This window comes from Rufibacter sp. JT3400010 (assembly GCF_054956755.1).
Genome location: NZ_JBUDXA010000016.1, coordinates 87,111 through 108,091, shown reverse-complemented (window position 1 = coordinate 108,091; position 20,981 = coordinate 87,111). Strand labels below are relative to the sequence as shown.

Below are 20,981 nucleotides of genomic sequence, written 5' to 3'. Positions count from 1 at the left end.
TGTCCATCATCATCAAGAGTTTACCAGGACGAGATTCAGATGTCATTGCAAACCAAGTTAGCTACAGACACCAGATTTGGACCTGTTTTCCCAATGTGCAGGTGTGCTTTTGCATACTGAATTCCTTTTATAGGCAAGCCCTCTACCAACAAAACAGCAAGCAGCGAAGGCAAGGAGACTGAAACGAAATAAGTTACACGAGCACCCACCAAAGCAACATGGTGACCATAATGGCGGTTACCCCCTGCACTAACGTTGCCATGGTGTGCGCTTTATAAGCATCGGCTATTTTGATGCCGCTGAACTGCGTAACTACCCAGAAGTAACTGTCATTCACGTGGCTGACGGCCATTGCTCCTGCTCCTATAGCCATAACTACCAGTGCCAAAGGAACTGCTCCCTCAATGCCTGCCTGCGGAAGAGTAGGGGCAATAAGCGCCGATGTAATGACTAATGCAGCGGTGGAGGAACCCTGGGCCGTTTTTAAAGCGGCGGCAATCAGGAAGGGAATCAAAAGCAGCAGAGGTCCGTGTAATGATTCTCCCTGGGCAAAACCCTTGATCATGTCCGCGATGGGAGTAGCCTTGATCACTGCCCCGAAAGCACCACCCGCCCCTGTAAGCAACAGAATGACGGCAGCATCTTTCAGGCCTTCGCCCACCCAGCCGGTTAGGGTTTCTTCGTTCCACGTAGGGAGCAGGGCAAAAGCCGCAAATACCCCAATGAGCAACGCCACCACCGGCGTACCTATAAAGAGAATAAACTCGGCGGCTGGACTTGCCCATTGGAGGTAACTGACAATAGAGCCAGCCCCTATCAGGAGAATGGGTAAAAAGATAGGGGTGAAAGATTTGAAGGTGGAGGGAATTTGGCCGAATTCCTTTACAATCTCGTCGTAACTGTATTTTACGTCGTGCTCTCCCTCTACTGGAATTTTGACGGCTACTCTGGTTGCCCAAAAATAGCCTGCCAACGTAGTAGGAATGGACACCAGAAGGCCTATCAAAATGATGGTTCCCAGGTAACCGCTGGCTCCTACGTTACCGGCCGCCGCAATGGGTCCTGGGGTGGGCGGCACCAGGGTATGGGTGGCATATAAACCTGTCGCCAAGGCAACAGACATGGAAGCCAATGGTACTTGTGCTTTATGCGCCAACGCTTTTTTTAAACTGCTCAGGATAACATACCCAGAATCACAGAAGACGGGAATGCTGACCAAAGCCCCGATGAGTGACATGCAAAGCTGCGGGCTTTTCTCCCCTACTACCCGCAAAACCACTTCGGCCATTCTCAAAGCAGCACCGGACTTTTCCAGAATCTTCCCGATGATGGTTCCAGCCACTACCACTATTCCAATGTAGCCCATGAGCCCGCCAAAGCCGTCGTTCACCGCATCTACCACGTCAAGCAAGGACATTCTGGCAGCTATCCCTACTCCGAAGGCGGCGATAAGCAAGCCCAAAAAAGGATGAAGCTTGAATTTAGCGGTGGCTAAAACAATGAAGGCTATGCCGGCAAAAAGGATAAGAAAAAGCAAAGGGCCTTGAACCATAAAGAACGCTTATTGAGAGGTGAGAGAGATGAGTCTGGCTACGTTTCTGGAACAGAAATGCAGGTTGGCTTTGGACCGGGCCATGGCTTCAGCTAAGGTTACGGGGGCATTGGTGATGGCGTGACAACTACAGAAATGGTCTAAAAGCTGCTCGTGGCCTTCCCCCACCCCCCCCGAAATCAGGATGGACCTAACTCCGTGGACCTTGGCTAATTTGGACACGAAAATGGGCAACTTCCCGAACAAGGTCTGGTAATCACTTTGCCCTTCGCCCGTAATCACCCAATCAGCGTTTTCAATGTTTTTGGCTAAACCTGTGGCATTGGCTATTATCTGGGCCCCGGGCTCTATGGTAGCGCCCAGCGCCAGGAAAGCAAAACCCAAACCACCCGCGGCTCCGGCACCGGACACCTGCTGCAAGTTCCTGTTTAAAGCTTTTTCCACCAGATCGGCATAATTGCGCATACCCGTGTCTAGCAGAATTACTTGTTCCTTGGAGGCTCCTTTCTGCGGACCATAGACAAATGAGGCTCCGTTAAGTCCGCACAGCGGATTTTTCACATCGCTGGCAATCAGAAAATGGCTTTCCTCCAACTCTGGGGGAAAGGCTGAAAAATCAACGCCAGTAATTTGCCCAAGAGAAGCCCCTACGGGTAAGACTGGTTTGCCCTCCTGGTTCAGGAATACACCGCCCAACGCCTGAAGCATCCCCATACCTCCATCATTGGTGGCACTTCCGCCTAACCCGATGATGAATTTTCTCAGGCCATTTTCCAATGCCTGCTTTATAAGTTCCCCCACGCCATAAGTAGTAGTCTGCAGTGGATTTCGGTTCTTCTCTGGCACCATGGGCAAACCAGCAATGAGGGCCATTTCTATCACTGCCGTTTCTCCATCCCCCAGAATTCCGTAGCAGGTGGCCACAGGATTTCCCAAAGGACCGGTGGCGGTAGTCTCTACTTTTGTGCCCTTCGTGGAAAATAGAAGCGTTTCCAATGTTCCTTCTCCCCCATCAGCCATCGGGATCATCTGAATAGTGGCGTCAGGGATTTCCAACTGAAACGCCTCCTGGATAGTTAGCCCCACTTCCTTCGCGGATAAGCTGCCTTTGTAGGAATCTGGGGCAATGACAATTTTCATCGGCTTTGGGGGAGAGTTAGTCAGTTAATAATATGGATAAGTTCGAGGTAAAGCCGTAGCGTATCTGGTTCATCTCAGGTGAACGTATAGCACTTCTTGTTTCACAGTTATTTTGCCAAAAGAAGCCTGTAAACAACACGTCGTACACTTATGCTACCAGCCTATTATATAGTGCAGGAACAATCATCTGCTGGCTTTCTCCTAAAGGAATATTCTGGCTTTTGTTTTTGGCGCACTTTCCTGAAAACAGGCTGAGAACAGAATAAACCTTCCGCGCACAGGAGATACTGAAAAGATAGAAAACCTATTTGCCGCCTTCTAGCAGCACTATTTTTCCGTCCACACTGGTAGCTAGTACTTGTCCATTGGGTAAGACCCGAACGGTGTTCACCATGTCATTACTGAGTTGGTACGCCCACTTCACTTTCCCTTCCTGTACATCAATGGCGTACACCCGTCCGAATGTGGTACCGAAATAGACGGTATTGCCATGAAATACGGGCATGGAAGCAGAGAAATCATTCCCGAATCCGGCGTTGATATTGAAAATAGGCTCCGGCTTCCCGCTTCTGGTGTTCCAGGCCACCACGGAATCTTGCATGGTTTTGGCTACGAGCCAGCCTTTTCCGGGATTCCCGCCCAAAGATTCTCTTACTTTGAACCTACTGGTAACGAAGGTTTCTTTACCGGTTTGCAGGTCAAACTCGCGTAGTTTCTCGTCTGGAGCCACCATGTACACCTTCTTGTTCTGGATGACGGGCACGCACATGGCCGGAGAGTAATAATGGCTATAGTCGTTGTTCTTCCACTTCCAAGCCAGGGTACCGGTTTTCTTGTGAAGGGCGTACAAGGTCTTTCCCCAGGTTCCGAAGACTATCTTATCTTCTGAAATGGTGGGTTTGCTGGCCGGAAAACCTTCCAATCCTTTGTAAGCCCATATTTCCTGGCCGGTTTTCAGATTCAGGGCCCTGAAGGTAGAGTCACTGCCTCCAATAAAGACCACATTTTCCTCAATCACGGGGGAGGCTAAAACCGGAGCGTTGGCTTTCGCTTGCCATAAGACTTTTCCGTTGCGGGCATTCAGGCAATAAATGGTACTGTCCGCAGAGGCAAATACTACGCTGTTTCCTGCCACTTCGGGAGAGCCGTAGATTGCCTGACCTGCTTTGAAACTCCAGTTCAGTTTTTTGTTCTGGCTATCCATTGATTTGAATTCGCCCAGCAGATTGCCCACGAGCAGTTGGTTTTTCCAGATGGCGGGCGTAGATACCAGATTTCCTTTGTCCTGGTATTTCCAAACAGCTTTTACCTGCTGGTAAGCGGGCGCAATGGGAGTTCTTTCTGATTTAGCGGCAGCGCTGCTTTTACTTTCCTTTTTCTCAGCCACTTGCAAAGAGGCCCAGAATTCCTCGGCAGGCTTGCCTACTTCTTTCAACCGTACCCTTAAAGAATCTTGGGTAAGCGAAACGATGTTATAGCCCAGCGTATTCTGCCGTATCTGAGCTGTTCTGGTCATGATGCCCGTGATGCCTTCGTAGTCATACAACTTGTTCACGTGCCCATGCCCGCAGAAAACCGCCAGCGTGTTTACCTGGTGCAGCTTGTCAATGAGCTCCTGGTAATTGCTCAGCCCTTCGTCAAGCGGGTAGTGGCTGATGAAAACTACTGGCTGTTGCTTGGGCGTCACCCGCACCAGACTGTCCAACCACCGCATTTGGTCCTGCGGCACGTAGCCTCTGGACATTCGGCCGTAAGGCCCGGTGCTGAACCCAATAAACCGGACGCCTTCTATGTCTGTGACAAATTTCTGCTCTTTCCAAAGGGTATTATAGACCAGACCTCCACTAGCCGACCAACCGGTGTCATGGTTACCCGGCACGATGAAGTAAGGCTTGGCTAGCCCATCCATGAGCACCCTCGCCTTGCCTAACTGGTCATTGTACCCAAAGTCACTCACGTCGCCGGCGTGCAAAACAAACTCAATAGCAGGGTTATGGTTAATGTCCCCTATAATAGACGCCAGCCCAGTGTCGTTACCCGTTTTACCAATATGGGTATCGGTTACTATCGCAAAGGTGAGGTTTCTTTTCTGCTGCGCCTGTAGTGCAAAACCGAAACAAAAGAAAAATAGATACAGGGCAAGCTTTCTTCGGAGGTTCTTCATCTGCTTACTTCTCAATACCAATCACAGCTACCACTGGCCGGTGGTCAGAGGCATATTGCTCATTTACCACTTTATGAGTAACCACAGTAAATTTATTTGAGGGGTGCCTGTACGCAATAAAGTCAATGGCCCTGGTAGGATTTACCACCGGAATGGTTGGGGCGCACGCCTGGCACGTTCTCTTGAAAACACTGTCAAATGTATTAATAACCCCAGATCCGGGAGTGGCGTTGAAATCACCGGCAACAACAAAAGGCAATGTCTCCTTGGTGCCAATCTCATTTAGTTTATCTATCTGCAGCTGCCGGTTGGTGGCCTCAGACTGGGCATCTAGGTGGGTACTTCCGAAGCGAAATTGCGTCCCGTCTGCCAAGGTAATCTTAGCGGTCGCCAACACTCTGGGCTCTCCCCCGCTTCCGGCTTGCATGGGCAGACTAATGGTTGTCGCCTCAGAGATTGGGTATTTGGAGAGAATCGCCACGCCATAGCCTCCGCCCTGGTAATCTATGGACTTGGCAAAGTAATACTGCATGCCTACTTTGGCGGCCAACTGCTGGGCCTGGTTACCGGCACCGGAACGCTGGGTATTCGCATCTACTTCCTGCAGGGCCACCACATCTGGTTTCTCCCCATTGATCACATTGGCAATGGCATTCACGTCAATGAGATTGGGCATGGTAGGCGGGTTGCAGTGATGTATGTTATAAGACATTACCTTCAAAGAACTCACAATTACCGGATCTGGCTTGATTACAGGGGCAGGATCAGATGACTTGGAGGAATCTCCACAGGAGGTTAGCCAAAGGGCACCTCCCATGAGCAGGGTTAAAAGGGACTTATGCATGCTGATTACTGTTAAATGGTAGCGGCTAGTTCCGCTTTACTCTTTAACGTTTCAAGGCTGCTTTAGAAGCTTATTTTCCATTTTCAAGCCGCTTTGACACGTAGTTTTCTTCCTTTTTCAGTAAAGAAAGGTCAAAACTGACCTCCTCCCATAAAGGAAAATAGCGCTCCAGAGGCATAGTTTAGTTCACAAACACAAGCCTCTTAAAACTGGTAAAGTCAATCTTCTTACTACAATCTTCCTTTGTTTAGGGGCTCTTTTCAGAAAAGAGCCCCTAAACGAATATCCTGTTGGAACACCTTCAAGATTCACTTACCAGGGGATACTGATAGTAAAGGAATTCGCTGTAAAGCGAGTCATGCAAACTTCCAGCAGAACATTTTAAATCTGTTTTTGAAAAAGTAAGCTGAAAACGGCTCTTATTTCTGCGGCTGAATCTGAAGAACTGCAAAAATGGGCAAGTGGTCAGAGGCGTAGGTTTCCTGAATCACTTTATGCTCCAACACCTTAAATTTGTCTGTAGGCCTAAAGGCGATATAGTCAATGGTTCGGTTGGGGTTTATAACCGGGATGGTAGGTGCACAGGTGTCACAGGTGCGCTTAAACAGTTGGTCTAGGCGCTTGATGGTTTCACTGTCTGGTTTCGCGTTGAAATCACCGGCAATCACCACGGGTAAATAGGTATTATTGACAATCTTGCTGATCTCTGCCATTTGCATCAGGCGGTTTTCCTCTCTGCGTACTTCCAGGTGCGTTACAGCAAACATGAATTCAAATCCCGTGGACGTTTTCACACGGGCCGTTGCCAAGACACGCGGCTCAGGCTTGGTACTCCGGTCATCAGGCAAAGGGTAGGTATGGGTGTCTTTCAACTCATACTTAGAAAGCATGGCTACACCATAATCTCCTCCGTCATGGTCTATGGCTTTTGCGAAGTAATACGCCTTCATGCCCGTTTTCTCAGCTAGTATCTGGGCTTCATGTACTTTCCCGGAACGGTTTGTGTTTACATCTACTTCTTGGAGTGCTACAATATCTGGGTTCTCATTTTTGATAACCCTTGCAATCGCCTCCAGATCAATGAAATTCTTCTCCTTTCCAGGTGGGTTGGCATAATGGATGTTATAGCTAAGGACTCGCAGTTGCTCGGGTCTCTGTGCTTTACCTCCTTTTACGGTTCTCCCTTGGGTGTTAGCAGAGGACTGCTGCGAAGAAGGGGAACAGGAAGCTACCAAAAGGGCAGCACCTGTCATCAATCCAAACAAAAAGTTCTTCATTCGTTATTTTACAAATCAGGCAGTAGTAATGCCCAATGTTGGGTTTAGAAAAGTTTTATTTTGATTGGGCGGTATTTTTCACGTTTCTGCCCTTCATGGGCCAGAAAGAATTGGCCGGGCCACTATCTTCCACCGCAATCTTGTAGAGCTTGATATTTGCGCCGGAAAGCCCCTCCACGTAAACGGTACCGTTGCTGGTTATAGTTGGCGAGTTCACGTTTCCGTCTCCCAGTTGTATTTCTGAGACCAGAATACCTTCTTCATTCACCACCACCAGTTTACCGTTTGTAGAACCCAGGTAGATACGGCCTTCCTTGTCAACGGCGGGCACACTTTCATTGCTGTTCATGGCATACGTCCATTTGATCGCGCCGTCCTTCGGATTTAAACAAACCAACCCAGAGGCAGTACCCGTGTACAAATCACCAGTAGGACCTATTACTACCCCAGACTGAGCCGCATTGGTCACATTGGCTGACCATTTGATTGCTCCGGTGGCACCATTATCAGAAATAGCTACAACATGGGAAATAGTGGTATAGTAGATAGTACCATCCGCGTCCATAGACAGGGAAGTACCATGGGTTCTACTGCCTGGACCTACTGATTCTGCCCATTTACGGGTACCATCTGCTGTATTGATCGCCCAAACTTTTCCTTCGGTTTCATTGAACACGTACACGGTAGCTTCATCTTTGCTTAAAACAGGGGAAGAGAAGAACGAACCAACCCCAATGATCTGCCAGCGTTTGGTACCATTTGGGGTCCAGGAGAAAAAGCCGCCATTGGGTGAAGTGTACCTTGACCCGTGGTAGATATTTCCTTGGGCATCTACTGCAGGCGTGGTGTTAGAAGCTCCTAAAAGTCCTGAACCTCCACGCACCCACATAACAGATCCATCAGTGCCATTCAACTTATAAAGCGATTTGGTGTTGTCCCAGGTATTGATGTAGATACTACCGTCTGTTCCAATGGAGGGCGCATTGGCAATATAATTACCCACCGGTGTTGCCCACTTTAACTGCGCTGTGGCCCCCAAGTCTGTCACAGCTACCACTTTACTGATTGCAACCGGGTTGCCCTGGCCTTCTACGTAATAGATGGTTCCGTCATCCCCAATCACGGGAGCACTTGAGCCTTCGTTTAGTTTAGTTACGGGCGTGTTGTTGTTGAATGCCCACACTATATTGTAAACAAACCGTGGCAATTTGTTTACAGTAACGGTTTTAGTTACGTCAGTGGAGGCTCCAGCCTCATTCTTGACAGTAAGCCTCACTTCATACGTTCCCGGCGTATCATACGTGAAATAGGGGTTGCGTTTGTTTGAAGTTGAGTTTTTAGCATCCCCAAAACTCCAATGCCACTCTACTATTTCACCAGAACCTTCTGCCGGATCTGCATAGAAAAGGGCTTGCACCCCTTCTACTAATTTACCGGGCGTGAAGCTGAACTCTGCGGCAGGAGGCAACAAGCCTTCCATGTCATCGTCTTGGCAGGCGAAGAACAACAAGCCAAAGAAAAGGCTTGCCAGTAAAACTTTTACATTTTTCATTTTTCTGATTCTCTTAAAATGTCCTTTCGTTCACATTTATGCTAATAAGGCACACCTGCTAAAAACATAGCTGGCCTGAGACATATTCCCGGGGAAGTTGGCAGCTTTAGTCCTGACCAATTCCCCGGATTTGCGTTTTATTACCAACCAGGGTTTTGACCAAGGTTAGGGTTCAACTGTACTTGCTCCATAGGGACCGGCCACAGGTAATGTTTAGGGTCTTCAAATCTGTTGCCAGTGAGCACGATGATGAACCCTTGGTTGTCTCTTGCCAGACCAGCTGCATCTGCAGGATTAGATAACCAGTTCACGTTGGTACCTTTTATGTCTGCGGCCAGTAATTCACCTTTTTTCCAGCGAATGATGTCAAAGTAACGCTGTCCTTCCAGGGCTAACTCAATACGCCGCTCCCGCTGCACTTCCTGCCGAACATCCATGTCATTGGCCGCAAGCTCCGTCAGGACCATCGGTTTCATGCCTACCCGTTGGCGAAGTTTGTTGATGGTCATATCCACTACTTCCTGCGTTAGTTGTCCTAATTCCAGTTTCGCTTCGGCGTAGGTTAGAAGCACCTCAGCGTAACGCAGCAAATGAATGTCATTCACGTCTTGGCTCACCTGCCCTACCGTAGATAACTCCACGTACTTGGTGAAGTAATATCCTGAATAAGTAGCCGCCCCGCGTCTGTCAGAAGAGAACTTCGGCACCTCAAATCTTTCGGGATGGTCATTGGTGGTGATATTGTCCTTATGCTCTGGGCTGGCATCATAACGACCGCCCCAGGCAGAACCAGGCTTAAGAATAGTTTGGGGCATTCTTGGGTCACGGTTCACAAATACGTCGTTGTAGGTCTTCACATTGTACAAGGGAGACTTATCAATGGGCAACCCATCAATCATCAGGTAGTCATCTACCAGCGCTTTGGTTGGATTCCAGCGAACACCCTGGTCTGGCACTTGTATTTCACGGCTAATATTATGCTGCGAAACCCCAAACAGATGAAGACGCGCCATGATGGTTTCGCGGTTTTTACCACCAGATAGCTTTCCTTCATAGGTAAAGAGTCTGCGGTAGTTAGAAGCAGGGTCTCCTACGTCGAATAGCTGGTAAACTCCTAAATCCATCACTGCTTTGGCGGCATCTGCCGCTACCTGCCAGCGCTTATTATAAAGGGCAATACGTGCTTTCATAGCAAGCGCAGCACCTTTGTTCAGTCTACCCGCATCTGCTCCGGTAGGGATGGCCGCCGGTAAGTGCTGGGCCGCCACGTCTAAATCAGCTAAGATAAAATCAATTACCTCTGCTCTTGAATTACGAGGCCCGTAAAGTTCATCAATGTTCAATGGCGTGGTCACCAAGGGAACATCGCCAAAAAAGGCGGTTAGATAGTTGTACAGATATGCTCTAATGATGCGCACTTCCGCCGCCAGCGCTTCAGCCCTTTCGGGGTTTTGCACTGCTGCTTTTTTGTAGTTCTCCAGGAACGTGTTTGCCTGCCGAATACCGGTATAAAGTCCCCACTCGCTGTTAAGCGAACTTAGGTCATACCCAAAGGCACCGCTGCGAATAGATTTGTAGTTGTTGGTAGATGGCCAGAAGGTATTATCCCCCATAATCTCCATATCTACGGTGTTTTTGGCTTTCAAATAGCCATACATGCCATCTACCGCCAACTCTAATTGTTCTTCGGTTTGCCAGAAATTTTCATCTGTTACCTTGTCCAGCGGACCCCGGTCCAGGAAATTATCGTCGCACGAACCCAATAAGAACGCGCCTATCAGAAAACTAAATATTATATTCTTCTTCATGATGTTTCTTACTTAAGATTGACATTTACACCAAAAACAAAGGTTTTTACCATAGGATAGTAGCCACCATTACTTACCGGCGTTTCAGGGTCATACCCGTAGAAGTAATCTGTTTTGGTAAATAGGTTATCTGCAGAAGCATAAATTCTTAGCCGGTTAACTCTTAACCTTTCGGTAAGTTGCTTTGGAATGGTGTAGCCAATCTGAATATTCTTCAGACGCAGATAAGAGGCATCTTCTAACCAGTAGGTAGACAAGCGCTGGTTATAAGTTTGCTGATACGTTAACCGCGGATACGTAGCATCGGTATTCTCAGGTGTCCAGCGGTCCAGGTGAACAGGTTGAGGCAAACTGCCTTCACTAATAAGGGCATGACGGGCAGCCCCCGTTAATAGGCCAGCAACTTTGCCTACTCCTTGTAGGAAAAAATTGAAGTCAAAGCCTTTCCAACCAGCATTACCCCTAAATCCATAGGTGTATCTTGGAATATGGCTCCCAATCACTTGTCTGTCTCCATCAAGCGTAATTTCACCATCCCCGTTCAAGTCTTTATAGATGATGTCACCAGGCTGAGCAGTAGGATCATTATGGAGGTAAGGAAAATCAGGGATGAATTTCCCTTGCTCAGGATCATACCTAAAGTCATTTTCCTGGGCAAGCCTTTCAGCCACAAATCCGTAGAAAGCATCCAGGGGATCGCCTTCTCTTCTTATCCGGTCACCTAAGTTATCTGTTCCAGCCATTTCAGTAACCTTATTGCGTACATCAGAAAGGTTAAAATCAGCACCATACGTAAATCCACCAATTTCATCTCGCCAGTTCAACTGTACTTCCCAGCCTTTGTTTTCCAGCCTTCCAACGTTCTGAAAAGGGTCTAGGGCAGCACCAAACACCGCAGGCACCGGTAGTCGCAACAATATGTCTTTAGTTTCATTCTTGAAGTAGTCAGCTGTTACTCCTAAGCGGCCATTCAGAAAGACAAGGTCAAGCCCTAAGTTTTGTTTAACTTGGGTCTCCCATTTCAGCAACACATTAGCAATGTCAGTTTGTCGGTAACCAATCGTATTCTGATAACCAATAGGCATCGTTCCAACTGGTCCAAAGATGTTAAGGAACGCATAGTCCTCTACTCTATCATTTCCCTGTGTTCCGTAAGAATACCTTACTTTACCAAACTCTAGCACATCCTTTAGTCCAGAAAAGAAGTTTTCTTCGGTAAATGCCCAACCTACTGACGCCGAAGCAAAAAGATCCCACCTTAACACATCAGCAAACTTTGAGGAACCATCATATCTAAAATTCCCCTCTAACAAATACCGCCCATTAAATGCATAGTTTGCCCTCCCAAAGAGTGACCGTAGCCCCCAATGTAAAGCATTAGCGCTATTCAATTGGTTTGCTGTTCCCAGCGCCAAGTTACCTGTTCCTTCCTGGGTTGGCACATCGGTTCTGGTAGCGGTAAAGTTGTCTTCTACCGCTTCATCTTGTGAAACAGCAAGTAAAAGCTTTACTTCATGCTTGTTAGCAAAAGTTCTTTCATATTCAGCCGCTGCTAGCATGGTTTGGAACACATTCGTATAGTCCCGAGTGTCAACCTTGTTTGGGAAGTTGGTGCGATAGATAATAGAACCATCTATGGGGCTATAGTAATTTATAGTTTTAGAGAAAATAGTTCTTTTTGAGTTAGAGCGTACCAAGCCGTACTGGCCTCTTAACCGGAAGCCTTTGAACAACTCAATAGAAGCGTTCAGATTGGCTGTCAATTCCTGAGAGGCAAAGCTATCTGTTCCGCCATCTGTGGTCACGGCTACCGGGTTGCGCTGCCCTCCAAGGTACCCCCAGCCTCCAGTAGTGAAACGAACAGGAGTAAGTGGTACTATCTGAGTTGCCGCATACAAGGGACCTGAACCGGAACCAACTCCTTCAGCAGATCCAACATACCCTCGGTCTATGTATCCTAAGTTTGCGGAAACATCCAGTCGATCAAGAATTTTGGTGCTCAGTTTTGCCCGAATATTGTGCCGGTTTGCCTGATAGTTGTCACCAGTAATCATTCCGCCTTCTTTCAAAAACCCATAGGATAGATAGTAGTTTACATTCTCAGCTCCACCGTTAATACTTACATTATGGCTTTGCTGTGGTGCATAGTCTTTGTATATCTCTTTTATCCAATTAGTATTAGCATAATAATTGGGATCTGAACCATTACGCGCAATTTCAATTTGCTCATCTGAATAGGTTGGATTCAGACCCACATTGCGCTGAGATTCATTAAGTAGTTGCATATACTCAGGCGAACCTAAATACTCTGGCAAAGCTGTAGGAGTTTGCAGACCGAAGTAGCTATTGTAATCTATGGTAGGGCTGCCGGTGGTACCTTTTTTAGTGGTCACCACAATCACGCCATTTGCCCCACGCACACCATAGATAGAGGATGACGCCGCATCTTTCAGAACAGAAACCGTAGCAATGTCATTAGGATTTAAAATATTAAGGTTGGTGGCCGAACTAATGATTCCATCTATCACCACCAAAGGCTGAGAATCCACCCAAGTGCCGAGCCCCCTTATTCTGATAATACCAGCATTGTTTCCAGGGCCACCTCCGCTGCTTGGATTAGGAGTGATAGTTACGCCGGGCATACTCCCTTGTAAACCTGAAACTACATTAGTGATAGGCCGGTTCTCTAACACTTCTGACGTTACCTGGCTTACTGCGCCGGTCAGGTTGGCTTTCTTCTGTGTACCGTACCCCACCACCACTATTTCATCCATCAATCTGGCATCTTCCTGAAGAGAGACTTCTATGGAAGTTCTGTTCCCTACGCTTACTTCCAGGTTCTGGTAGCCTATGTAGGAAATTACCAGCACAGGCTGGGCCGCACCCGCCAGATTGATGGTGAACCTACCCTCCACATCTGTAGAAGTCGCTGTGGTAGTACCCTTTAAGACAACCGAGGCTCCTACAAGCGGCTGACCCGCCGCATCCCGGACAATACCAGACACAGGACCATTTTGCTTTACAGCACCTAGCGCCATTTTCAAACTTGGAATGGCAGGTTCTTTCCTAGCGGCAGAACCAGGAAACGGGGCAAAGCCAAGCATTGCCAACAGCAGGAGCGAGCATCCTCGTCGAGCACTTCCGTTGTTTTTAAAAAGTAGCATTTGTTTCATACAGACATAAGGTCTAGTGAGTAGTATGTTCCCGTTTAAGTTTGATTGTTACAAATTAGCTGGCTGGCAAAAAAGGGGTACCTCCCACCTGTTGGTAGGGCAAGTGGTACCGCTGGGTGATTCTTGTTGTTGATTACAGCGATCTTAGAGGCGCTTGCCATTTTCCTTCAGGTGAAGTAAGGTTATCACCAAATTTTGATCCTGCTGTTTTCTTTACTTCGGCTTACTTAAAAGAGAGACTTCCTTAATAACATCTCACCTGATATTTGCCTGCTTAGCTTCCTATTTAAGGTATAAACCCTTCAGGTACTTTACCTCAAGGCATGCGAGTCAGAAGATGATAACTTTCATCTCAGGCACCAAATTCAAATTACCAGAATCACAAAACTGAGTACCTATACCAGAGATAGCTAATAAATAAGTTAGTCTGCCCGCGCAAGTTTTGCACTTTTTGCAATTTTCGGGCTAAAAACCCCTAAAAAGCTCCTTTTTCTTAAGTTTATACCAAGGAACTAAAATATTTTATTAAAACAAAAACTTATTGCAAATTTTACAATAAGTATTGACTGTTGGGTTAAATAATTGTTAATAAACAATTGTGTTTTGAACACTGCCTATTTCTGATATTTCTATCCAGAAACGTAAATGCTTATTATTATCAAGATCCAATGTTTCAAGGACGCCCATATTCCTTATGTAGGTGATGGGCATGGTTGTAGATTTAGGAAGAAGCTATTAAGGAGAGTGGATTGTAATCAAACCCACAAAGAGACTCGATGCCTAAGTAAGATTCCTAACCAAATGAATCATCTATGATTCATTTCTCAACGATCGTAATCCGTGACACCTCCAAGAATACCTGTAATTGTATTGGCAGCAGTATAGCCAAGCTAGTAATTGCGGTTTGGTGATTTCCTGCATAAAAAAGCCCCTCCTGTTTTTGGTCCCTTTACAGAAAACAGACCAAAAACAGGAGGGGCTCATCCTGACAAAAGCAGAACCTCTCAGCTATAGCACTAAACGGCTTGCACCGAAGTATACCTAGCCTTTATAGATTCTAGCTACGTATCCTCCGCCTGGGGCCATGGAAATCTTCAGTTTTTTGTTTTGGGGAATGTCAATGGTTTCATGCTTGTAGTCAGAAGCCTTTCGGTCTGCATTAACACCATCCCTGAAAATTTCGGCTTTATAATTTCCCTCGCCTAAAAAAGATAGATCCAGTTCTATTTCTCTAGGATCCCAATTTGTAAGTGCGCCCACATACCATTCCTCTCCTTTTCTGCGGGCAATAGCTATCCGCTCTCCTATTTTCCCATCCAAGGCTACGGTATTGTCCCACACTACCGGCACCGTAGAGATGAAAGCAGTACTTTCCTCTTCCTTCAGATAATTGGAAGGACTATCTGCCAGCATGTTGAAGGGAGACTCAAAAATAACGTATTCTGCCAATTGACGCACCCGGGTTCCCTGGCTCATGGGCTCTGAACGCACCGGCCGGTAATTGTCTTTGGTGGCATTGCGCATGGCGCCCTGGGTATAGTCTACCGGCCCAGCCAGCATGCGGAGGTAAGGCATGGTTACATCATACGTTACCTGGTCTACATCGGGGTCTGACCATTTCATCTGCTCCAGGCCGTGCACCCCCTCAAAGTTGATGACGTTGGGGTACGTCCGTTGCATGCCTGTGGGTTTGTAAGCACCATGGAAGTCAATGAGTAGTTTGTATTTAGCCCCTGCTTCTGCTGTGCGGTAGTAAAAATCAACGGCCTGCTGATCGTCACGGTCCATAAAGTCTACCTTAAAGCCTTTCACGCCCATGTCTGCGTAATGCTTGGCTACTCTCTCCAGGTCACGGTCAAGGGCATGGTACCCCGCCCACAGAATGATACCCACATTCTTTTGCTTTCCGTAGTCTACCAGTTCTTTCAGATTAATTTCAGGTATTACCTGCAGCAGGTCGGCTTTCAGGTTTACGGCCCAGCCTTCGTCCAGAATTACGTACTCGATTTTGTTAGCGGCGGCAAAATCAATGTAGTATTTGTAGGTGGCATTGTTGATGCCAGATTTGAAATCCACCCCTTCAATGTTCCAGGCGTTCCACCAGTCCCAAGCTACTTTGCCGGGTTTCACCCAAGAGGCGTCTTTCACGCGCGAAGGAGTGGCCAGTTTGTACACCATGTCACTGTCGGCGAGCTCTTTGTCTTCTGAAGAGATGACCATCACGCGCCAAGGAAACGTGCGGGTTCCTTTGGCTTTGGCGATGTAGTTCTCTCTTTCTTTGACTAGCAGTTGCAGTTCATTATGGCCTCCTTGCTCCACCCGCTTCGGGTACGGAGCGAATACTCCTTTTAGGGAACGCCCGCCAGTTGTATTGGCCAGAAACATACCAGGATAACTTTCCAGGTCAGCCTCCGTGATCACTACTTTCTTCTGGTTCGTTACTTCCACCGCCAACGGCAGGAATGCCAAGCGTTTCGGGTCTATTTTAGACAAAGGAATATTGATGTACGTATTCTCAAAAGAATTCCAGAATTGCTGCTCAATAGTAGTTTTCTTTTCTGTGGATGTCTTTTTCTCCAGCTTTACATAGGGAACTATAGCTGTATGATCTGCCGGAAAGTTAAAAGTTGCTTCTTCATTCTGCACCAGAAAATCCTTCTTTTTGGAAGTAGCAAACCTATACGCCACCCCATCATCATACGCCCTGAAAATAACGCTGTAATCTCCCTTAAAGTTGAGCACCAGCTCATTGTACTTGTCTATAATCTCGGCCCTTTTATAAACCAGTGCCTTGATCGTTTTATTTACCGAATTCCTTTTGGTGTTCTTTACCTGTGGCTTAGCGCCTAGTGTTTCTCCGGTTGTCAATTGCATGGCGATAGTAGACGGAGCTATGACTACATCAGGCCCATGGGTTACAGTATAGGCAAGTTTGTCCTGGACGTCTACTGTTACCTTGATCTTTCCGTTAGGCGATGTAAGCGAGAAATTCTTTTGAGCAGAGGCGGCATACCCAAAGGCCATGAGCGTGACCATGAGCAAGAGTCTGTGTAGCATATGTGAATCCATTTTGTCTTTATTGGACCTCCAACATATAGATAATAGGTAAGAAAAAAAATAATGAAAGAACAATTTTGAAGCTCTTCGGAAGAAATGGACCGCAAAATTAGCCTGAATTGGACTGGTTCTATGAAGTGTGTGATTAGAGCGTTTTACAGCTTACTTTCGAAAAAACACCCCTGAAACACGTTTTGAGCAGGCCATGCATGACCTAGCTCCAGTTTGGATTTGGAGCGGTGTACCAGCATACCAGAGTGTTTCACTGACCTTTTCACAAAACTGCTTCTAAAACAGTTGCGTCTCTCTTCTATTTGGCCAGCCAGTTTATCTACTACTAAATTGCTTAAGGACTTTTCATCTTAAGCTAGGCTCATTCTGGCGCAAGCGTCCGCTTGTGTCTCTGCTTTGCAGATCAGCTATGCGTGCGGACATAAGCGAACCCTTGCGCCAGAATGCTCTCGGAAGAATGTAAATACTAGCTAGTATAAACTCAGCCCTCTTTGAGTACAGGTCACAAGTTCGTTCTAGGGCAAAAAGAAATGGTACCCATTCTTAAAAACAGGCACCATTCTTCACTTCTATTACGGTAACTCAAGGTTTACCTGACAATCTCCACCCAGCCTTTAAAGGTTCTAACGTCTGGTACCCGGCCGAAGAACTCTACTTCTACCTGATAGAAGTACGTGCCTTCTGAAAGGGCTTTTCCGCTGTTATCTACGCCGCGCCAGTTCAGGCCTGGGTCGCCGCTGCCTTCAAACACTTTGTTGCCCCATCGGTTAAACACCCGCAAAGTAGCGGTTCTGATAAAGGTTGCTCCTTGTTTCGGGGTAAAGGTATCGTTCCGGCCATCGCTGTTGGGCGTGAAAATGTTAGGCAGGGAGAATACAATACAGTTGTCTTTGCAGACAATGTTGCTCTGCTCCCCTTCCACACCGTCTAGACCGGTGGCGGTCACTACGTAGCAACCGGCGTAGGACTGTAGGTTCTGGTGAATGAATTGATAGACCAGTTGGCCTGTATTGTCTACAGTGCCAATTTTCACAAATTCACCTTCATCGGTCTCTTTATAATACAAGGTAAAGAAGTCAATGGTGGCGGGGTTACACCCGGGTGGCAGAGACCACCGCAGGGTATTCGCGAACGGAGGCGGAGTAGGCACAAAGTTTTCATCACATACCAACTCGTCAATTTCCAGCACCGGCACGCACGGCCGCACAATGGTGATTTCCTGACTGTTGTTCAGAATAGGATCGGGCAAGAACGGGTTGTTAAAGCTACCCTTTGTTTGCACGAATACTCTGTACTGGTTCCCAGGAGTGAGCGGAATGTCTTTACTATAGGTCCCCGAGGTGGCAGTGGCCAGTACGCTATCATACCTGGTAAAGGTGCGGTCACCTTCTGGGTCCAGCCAAATCACATGATATTTACGTTCAGCAACCGGACTGGCTAACGAACTGGCATTGTTCCAGGGCACATTGTACGTCCACTGCAATTCCATGACGGAGCCATTGGCCCGTCCAGATAAGCGCACACTGGAAGCCGAAGAGGAATCTACCAGTACCGTTGGGCTTCCGGTTGTTCCTGAATGGTAGAACTCCACCCGATAAGTGTAGGAGGTATCTTCGGTATTCAGGTTGTTATCAGTGAACACCGTATCATTCAGGCTGGTGAAGGTATAACCGGGTACCGGGGCGAAAGCGGCGTTAGCAGCCCGGCTTTGGCCCTGCGCCCGTACTAAACGGTACAGGAATGGTGCGGTAAGCTGCGCTACGTTGGCAGGCCGAGGCTTACTCCACTCTACCCTTATTTTACCGGTGCTGGTACTGGTCTCAGTCACGCTCACTTTGGTGATGGAGATTGATTCCAGCGTGGCACACACCTCATTAGAGGCAATACTTTCTCCACCGCTTGGCTCTGGGAAGCCGGCGTAAATACGGTAGCAGTAGGTTTTGTTCCGTTCCAGACCTTGCCCCTTGTTGTTGTCCAGGAACGTCACTACCCCAGCGCTTACCTGCCCTATGAGCGTGTACCCGGCAGAGGCCGGAATACCCGTTTCGCATGCATCTGGCACAAAGTCTGAGGGGCCTTCACGCCGATAAATGTACATGGTGGTGGCATTGGGACACGTATAGGCACTCCAGTTCAACCTGATACTACTGCTGGTTTGGGGCACGGCGGAAACCAGCACCGGCGGCGGACCTACAACGGTAATTCGCCAAGGCTGCAAGTCAACTAACCTTAATCTACCAGCCGGTGGCCTATCTTCTGCCCGGAATAATACTTGGTAAGGTTCCCGCCGAACATCCTGACAAGCCGTTTGCCAGGCAAAAACACCGGTGGTATCATTTAATAATCTAAAACTAGCCTTGTTAGAAACGGGTGGCAGCATACTCCCGATTGCCGTAAATTCAACCGGGTCTCGGTTGGGGTCTCTCACCGTAGCCGTATCAATTAGAAGTGTTCCCGCCACCACGCACGTATCACGGGGAGGGGTGATAACAGGCGGTAAGTTAGGGTCTTCCCGCACAAAGATCTGCATGTCCCTGATGACCTGTCCTATTAAGCGGCCATTTCGCCACTCCTCTACCACAAAGGCAATATTGAATTCGCCCAGCATGCCGGGTGTATTCCAGGTCAATTGCCCGGTGTACCGGTCCAAGGTTAGCCCAACAGGTCTGTTATTAGCATTATCAGCTCTACCCAGGAAATTCTCCAGTCCTCTGTAACCCGGGGCAGTTCTACCGGTTGGATTACCGCAGGCATCAAACGCGCTGAAAATTCTTGGTTCCAACATCTTGAAAGAAAGGCTGTCTCCGTCAGCATCATAAGCGCCAGGATTATGGACATAGATCTGATTCCGGACAGCAACATCCACCGGGTCATATTGTAAGATGGGTGATTGGTTCACTCCTAACAAAGGATCTACCGTAAGAGTACTCTGCAAAAAAAACGTCTGCTGAACAGAGTTGGAGATGTTCACTACGCCGCCGTTTCGGTTCTCCCCTACAAAAGTCACAGTGAAAGTACCAGGGCCCGAATAGATGTGTTCAAACCGGTAAATATTCAGAAAGGTGCCGTTCTGGTTTCCTGGAAGCAATGTCCTTGACTCTCTAGCCACGCGCTGGCTGGTGCAATCACCGAAATAAAGGGTCGCTTCCAAATCTTCAAAGGGCGGAGGCGCCACACTGTACGTTTCCAGGGTAAAGAAGAACCGGAGGGGGTTTCTGGCTGCAGTGGTGTCACTTTTTACATAGATGTTACCGGCGCGCAAGTGAGTAGCCTGTGCGTCTGAGGAGGTAACGAGGGAGAAAAGAAACAGCCCACACAGTAAAAACAGGAAGGCCTTCGCTTTCTGTAGAATTAGAGGCATATAGTAGCAGTTTGCATGCAAAAACAAAGATAGAAGAATCTATAAAAGACTATGTAATGATTCCAACAAATCAGTTGCAACATAGGTATATAGAGACGGATGTATGGCTATAACGAATTCTGGGGTGCTCTGTTGTAATTCAGCGTACCTATTATTATTAATAGGCTATATTCAGAAAAACAATCTAAAAACGAAGGTGTTTAGAAGTAAAATAACCCTCTCTACGCACAATTTAGATTCATTTAAAATAGAGGTCACAATTGCTTGAGAAAACCTTGGCATGTACCTTTGAAAAGTTTTAACCATTCCGTTACACACCTTTTATCAACCTTAACACAACAAAATGAGTTGGTTTTCTAAAACGTTTACCAGTAGCATTGGCCGGAAACTTCTGGTAGCAGTGACTGGTCTGTTTCTCTGCTCTTTTTTAGTGGTGCACCTGGTGGGCAACTTGCAATTGTTCAAAGGAGATGGAGGCGCGTCCTTCAACATCTACTCCCATTTCATGGCCACCAACCCACTTATCCGTACCATGGAGATAGTACTGGTGCTGGGGTTCGGGTTTCACATCTATGAGGCGCTGGTACTTACTCGCCGCAACAAAAACGCAAGATCAGTACAGTACGCTTACAACCGCCCGCAGGACAACAGCAACTGGTCTTCCCGTAACATGGGTTTGCTGGGCACTGTTATTCTGGTGTTCCTCATCATTCACTTGTACAACTTCTTCTGGCGCGCGCGTTTTGGGGAGCCCAACATGATTGACATTGAAGGAACGGGTTATGATGACTTGTACTCAGTGGTAGTGCAGTCTTTCCATATCTGGTGGTATGTGTTGATCTATGTATTAGGCCAGATTGCGTTAGGTTATCACCTGTACCATGGTTTCTCCAGTGCTTTCCACACCTTGGGCCTGAACCATAAGAAGTACACTCCCGGCATACAGAAATTTGGAGCCTTCTTTTCCGTTGTAGTACCGGCCGGTTTTGCCGCCATGCCGCTTTACTTTTTTATCAAAGACGTTGTTTTGTAATAAGCGAA

At 47.5% G+C, this 20,981-nt stretch carries 11 protein-coding genes; 1 reads left to right on the top strand and 10 read right to left on the bottom strand.

The window, feature by feature from the left end:
* Positions 1-193 precede the first annotated feature (193 nt).
* From ACY0JR_RS14770 to ACY0JR_RS14725, 10 genes are all read right to left on the bottom strand, one after another.
* The gene (locus tag ACY0JR_RS14770; protein WP_462634881.1) at positions 194-1,552 is read right to left on the bottom strand and encodes a GntP family permease; all 1,359 of its coding nucleotides are present in this window, start codon (positions 1,550-1,552) and stop codon (positions 194-196) included.
* 9 nt (positions 1,553-1,561) lie between these two features.
* Complete coding sequence (locus ACY0JR_RS14765; RefSeq protein WP_462634880.1) at positions 1,562-2,692, bottom strand: glycerate kinase; 1,131 nt, start codon at positions 2,690-2,692, stop codon at positions 1,562-1,564.
* A 304-nt stretch (positions 2,693-2,996) separates the two neighbouring features.
* A complete protein-coding gene (locus ACY0JR_RS14760; RefSeq protein ID WP_462634879.1) occupies positions 2,997-4,856 on the bottom strand; it encodes an outer membrane protein assembly factor BamB family protein in 1,860 nt (619 codons plus the stop codon).
* Positions 4,857-4,860: 4 nt separating this feature from the next.
* Positions 4,861-5,700 carry an endonuclease/exonuclease/phosphatase family protein gene (locus ACY0JR_RS14755; RefSeq protein WP_462634878.1) on the bottom strand — a complete coding sequence of 280 codons (840 nt, stop codon included), beginning with the start codon at positions 5,698-5,700 and terminating at the stop codon, positions 4,861-4,863.
* A gap of 419 nt (positions 5,701-6,119) precedes the next feature.
* Positions 6,120-6,977: an endonuclease/exonuclease/phosphatase family protein gene (locus tag ACY0JR_RS14750; protein ID WP_462634877.1), complete on the bottom strand. Its 858-nt coding sequence runs from the start codon at positions 6,975-6,977 to the stop codon at positions 6,120-6,122.
* 55 nt (positions 6,978-7,032) lie between these two features.
* Entirely contained in the window at positions 7,033-8,529 is a 1,497-nt protein-coding gene (locus ACY0JR_RS14745) for an outer membrane protein assembly factor BamB family protein (RefSeq protein ID WP_462634876.1), read from the bottom strand.
* Positions 8,530-8,669: 140 nt separating this feature from the next.
* A complete protein-coding gene (locus ACY0JR_RS14740) occupies positions 8,670-10,337 on the bottom strand; it encodes a RagB/SusD family nutrient uptake outer membrane protein (protein ID WP_462634874.1) in 1,668 nt (555 codons plus the stop codon).
* Positions 10,338-10,345: 8 nt separating this feature from the next.
* Positions 10,346-13,510: a SusC/RagA family TonB-linked outer membrane protein gene (locus ACY0JR_RS14735; RefSeq protein WP_462634873.1), complete on the bottom strand. Its 3,165-nt coding sequence runs from the start codon at positions 13,508-13,510 to the stop codon at positions 10,346-10,348.
* 1,041 nt (positions 13,511-14,551) lie between these two features.
* Positions 14,552-16,567: a glycoside hydrolase family 97 protein gene (locus tag ACY0JR_RS14730; RefSeq protein ID WP_462634872.1), complete on the bottom strand. Its 2,016-nt coding sequence runs from the start codon at positions 16,565-16,567 to the stop codon at positions 14,552-14,554.
* A 601-nt stretch (positions 16,568-17,168) separates the two neighbouring features.
* Positions 17,169-19,940, bottom strand: a complete 2,772-nt coding sequence (locus tag ACY0JR_RS14725; RefSeq protein ID WP_462634871.1) for a T9SS type B sorting domain-containing protein — start codon at positions 19,938-19,940, stop codon at positions 17,169-17,171.
* Between the two features lie 343 nt (positions 19,941-20,283).
* Between ACY0JR_RS14725 and ACY0JR_RS14720 the strand changes: the two genes are divergently transcribed.
* Entirely contained in the window at positions 20,284-20,973 is a 690-nt protein-coding gene (locus ACY0JR_RS14720) for a succinate dehydrogenase cytochrome b subunit (RefSeq protein WP_462634870.1), read from the top strand.
* Positions 20,974-20,981 lie beyond the last annotated feature (8 nt).

Excerpts from the sequence above, each read along its gene's own strand:
- ACY0JR_RS14765 (WP_462634880.1), bottom strand. The coding sequence starts at position 2,692 with ATGAAAATTGTCATTGCCCCAGATTCCTACAAAGGCAGCTTATCCGCG.
- ACY0JR_RS14735 (WP_462634873.1), bottom strand. The coding sequence starts at position 13,510 with ATGAAACAAATGCTACTTTTTAAAAACAACGGAAGTGCTCGACGAGGA.
- ACY0JR_RS14720 (WP_462634870.1), top strand. The coding sequence starts at position 20,284 with ATGAGTTGGTTTTCTAAAACGTTTACCAGTAGCATTGGCCGGAAACTT.
- ACY0JR_RS14750 (WP_462634877.1), bottom strand. The coding sequence starts at position 6,977 with ATGAAGAACTTTTTGTTTGGATTGATGACAGGTGCTGCCCTTTTGGTA.
- ACY0JR_RS14760 (WP_462634879.1), bottom strand. The coding sequence starts at position 4,856 with ATGAAGAACCTCCGAAGAAAGCTTGCCCTGTATCTATTTTTCTTTTGT.
- ACY0JR_RS14745 (WP_462634876.1), bottom strand. The coding sequence starts at position 8,529 with ATGAAAAATGTAAAAGTTTTACTGGCAAGCCTTTTCTTTGGCTTGTTG.
- ACY0JR_RS14755 (WP_462634878.1), bottom strand. The coding sequence starts at position 5,700 with ATGCATAAGTCCCTTTTAACCCTGCTCATGGGAGGTGCCCTTTGGCTA.
- ACY0JR_RS14730 (WP_462634872.1), bottom strand. The coding sequence starts at position 16,567 with ATGCTACACAGACTCTTGCTCATGGTCACGCTCATGGCCTTTGGGTAT.
- ACY0JR_RS14725 (WP_462634871.1), bottom strand. The coding sequence starts at position 19,940 with ATGCCTCTAATTCTACAGAAAGCGAAGGCCTTCCTGTTTTTACTGTGT.
- ACY0JR_RS14740 (WP_462634874.1), bottom strand. The coding sequence starts at position 10,337 with ATGAAGAAGAATATAATATTTAGTTTTCTGATAGGCGCGTTCTTATTG.
- ACY0JR_RS14770 (WP_462634881.1), bottom strand. The coding sequence starts at position 1,552 with ATGGTTCAAGGCCCTTTGCTTTTTCTTATCCTTTTTGCCGGCATAGCC.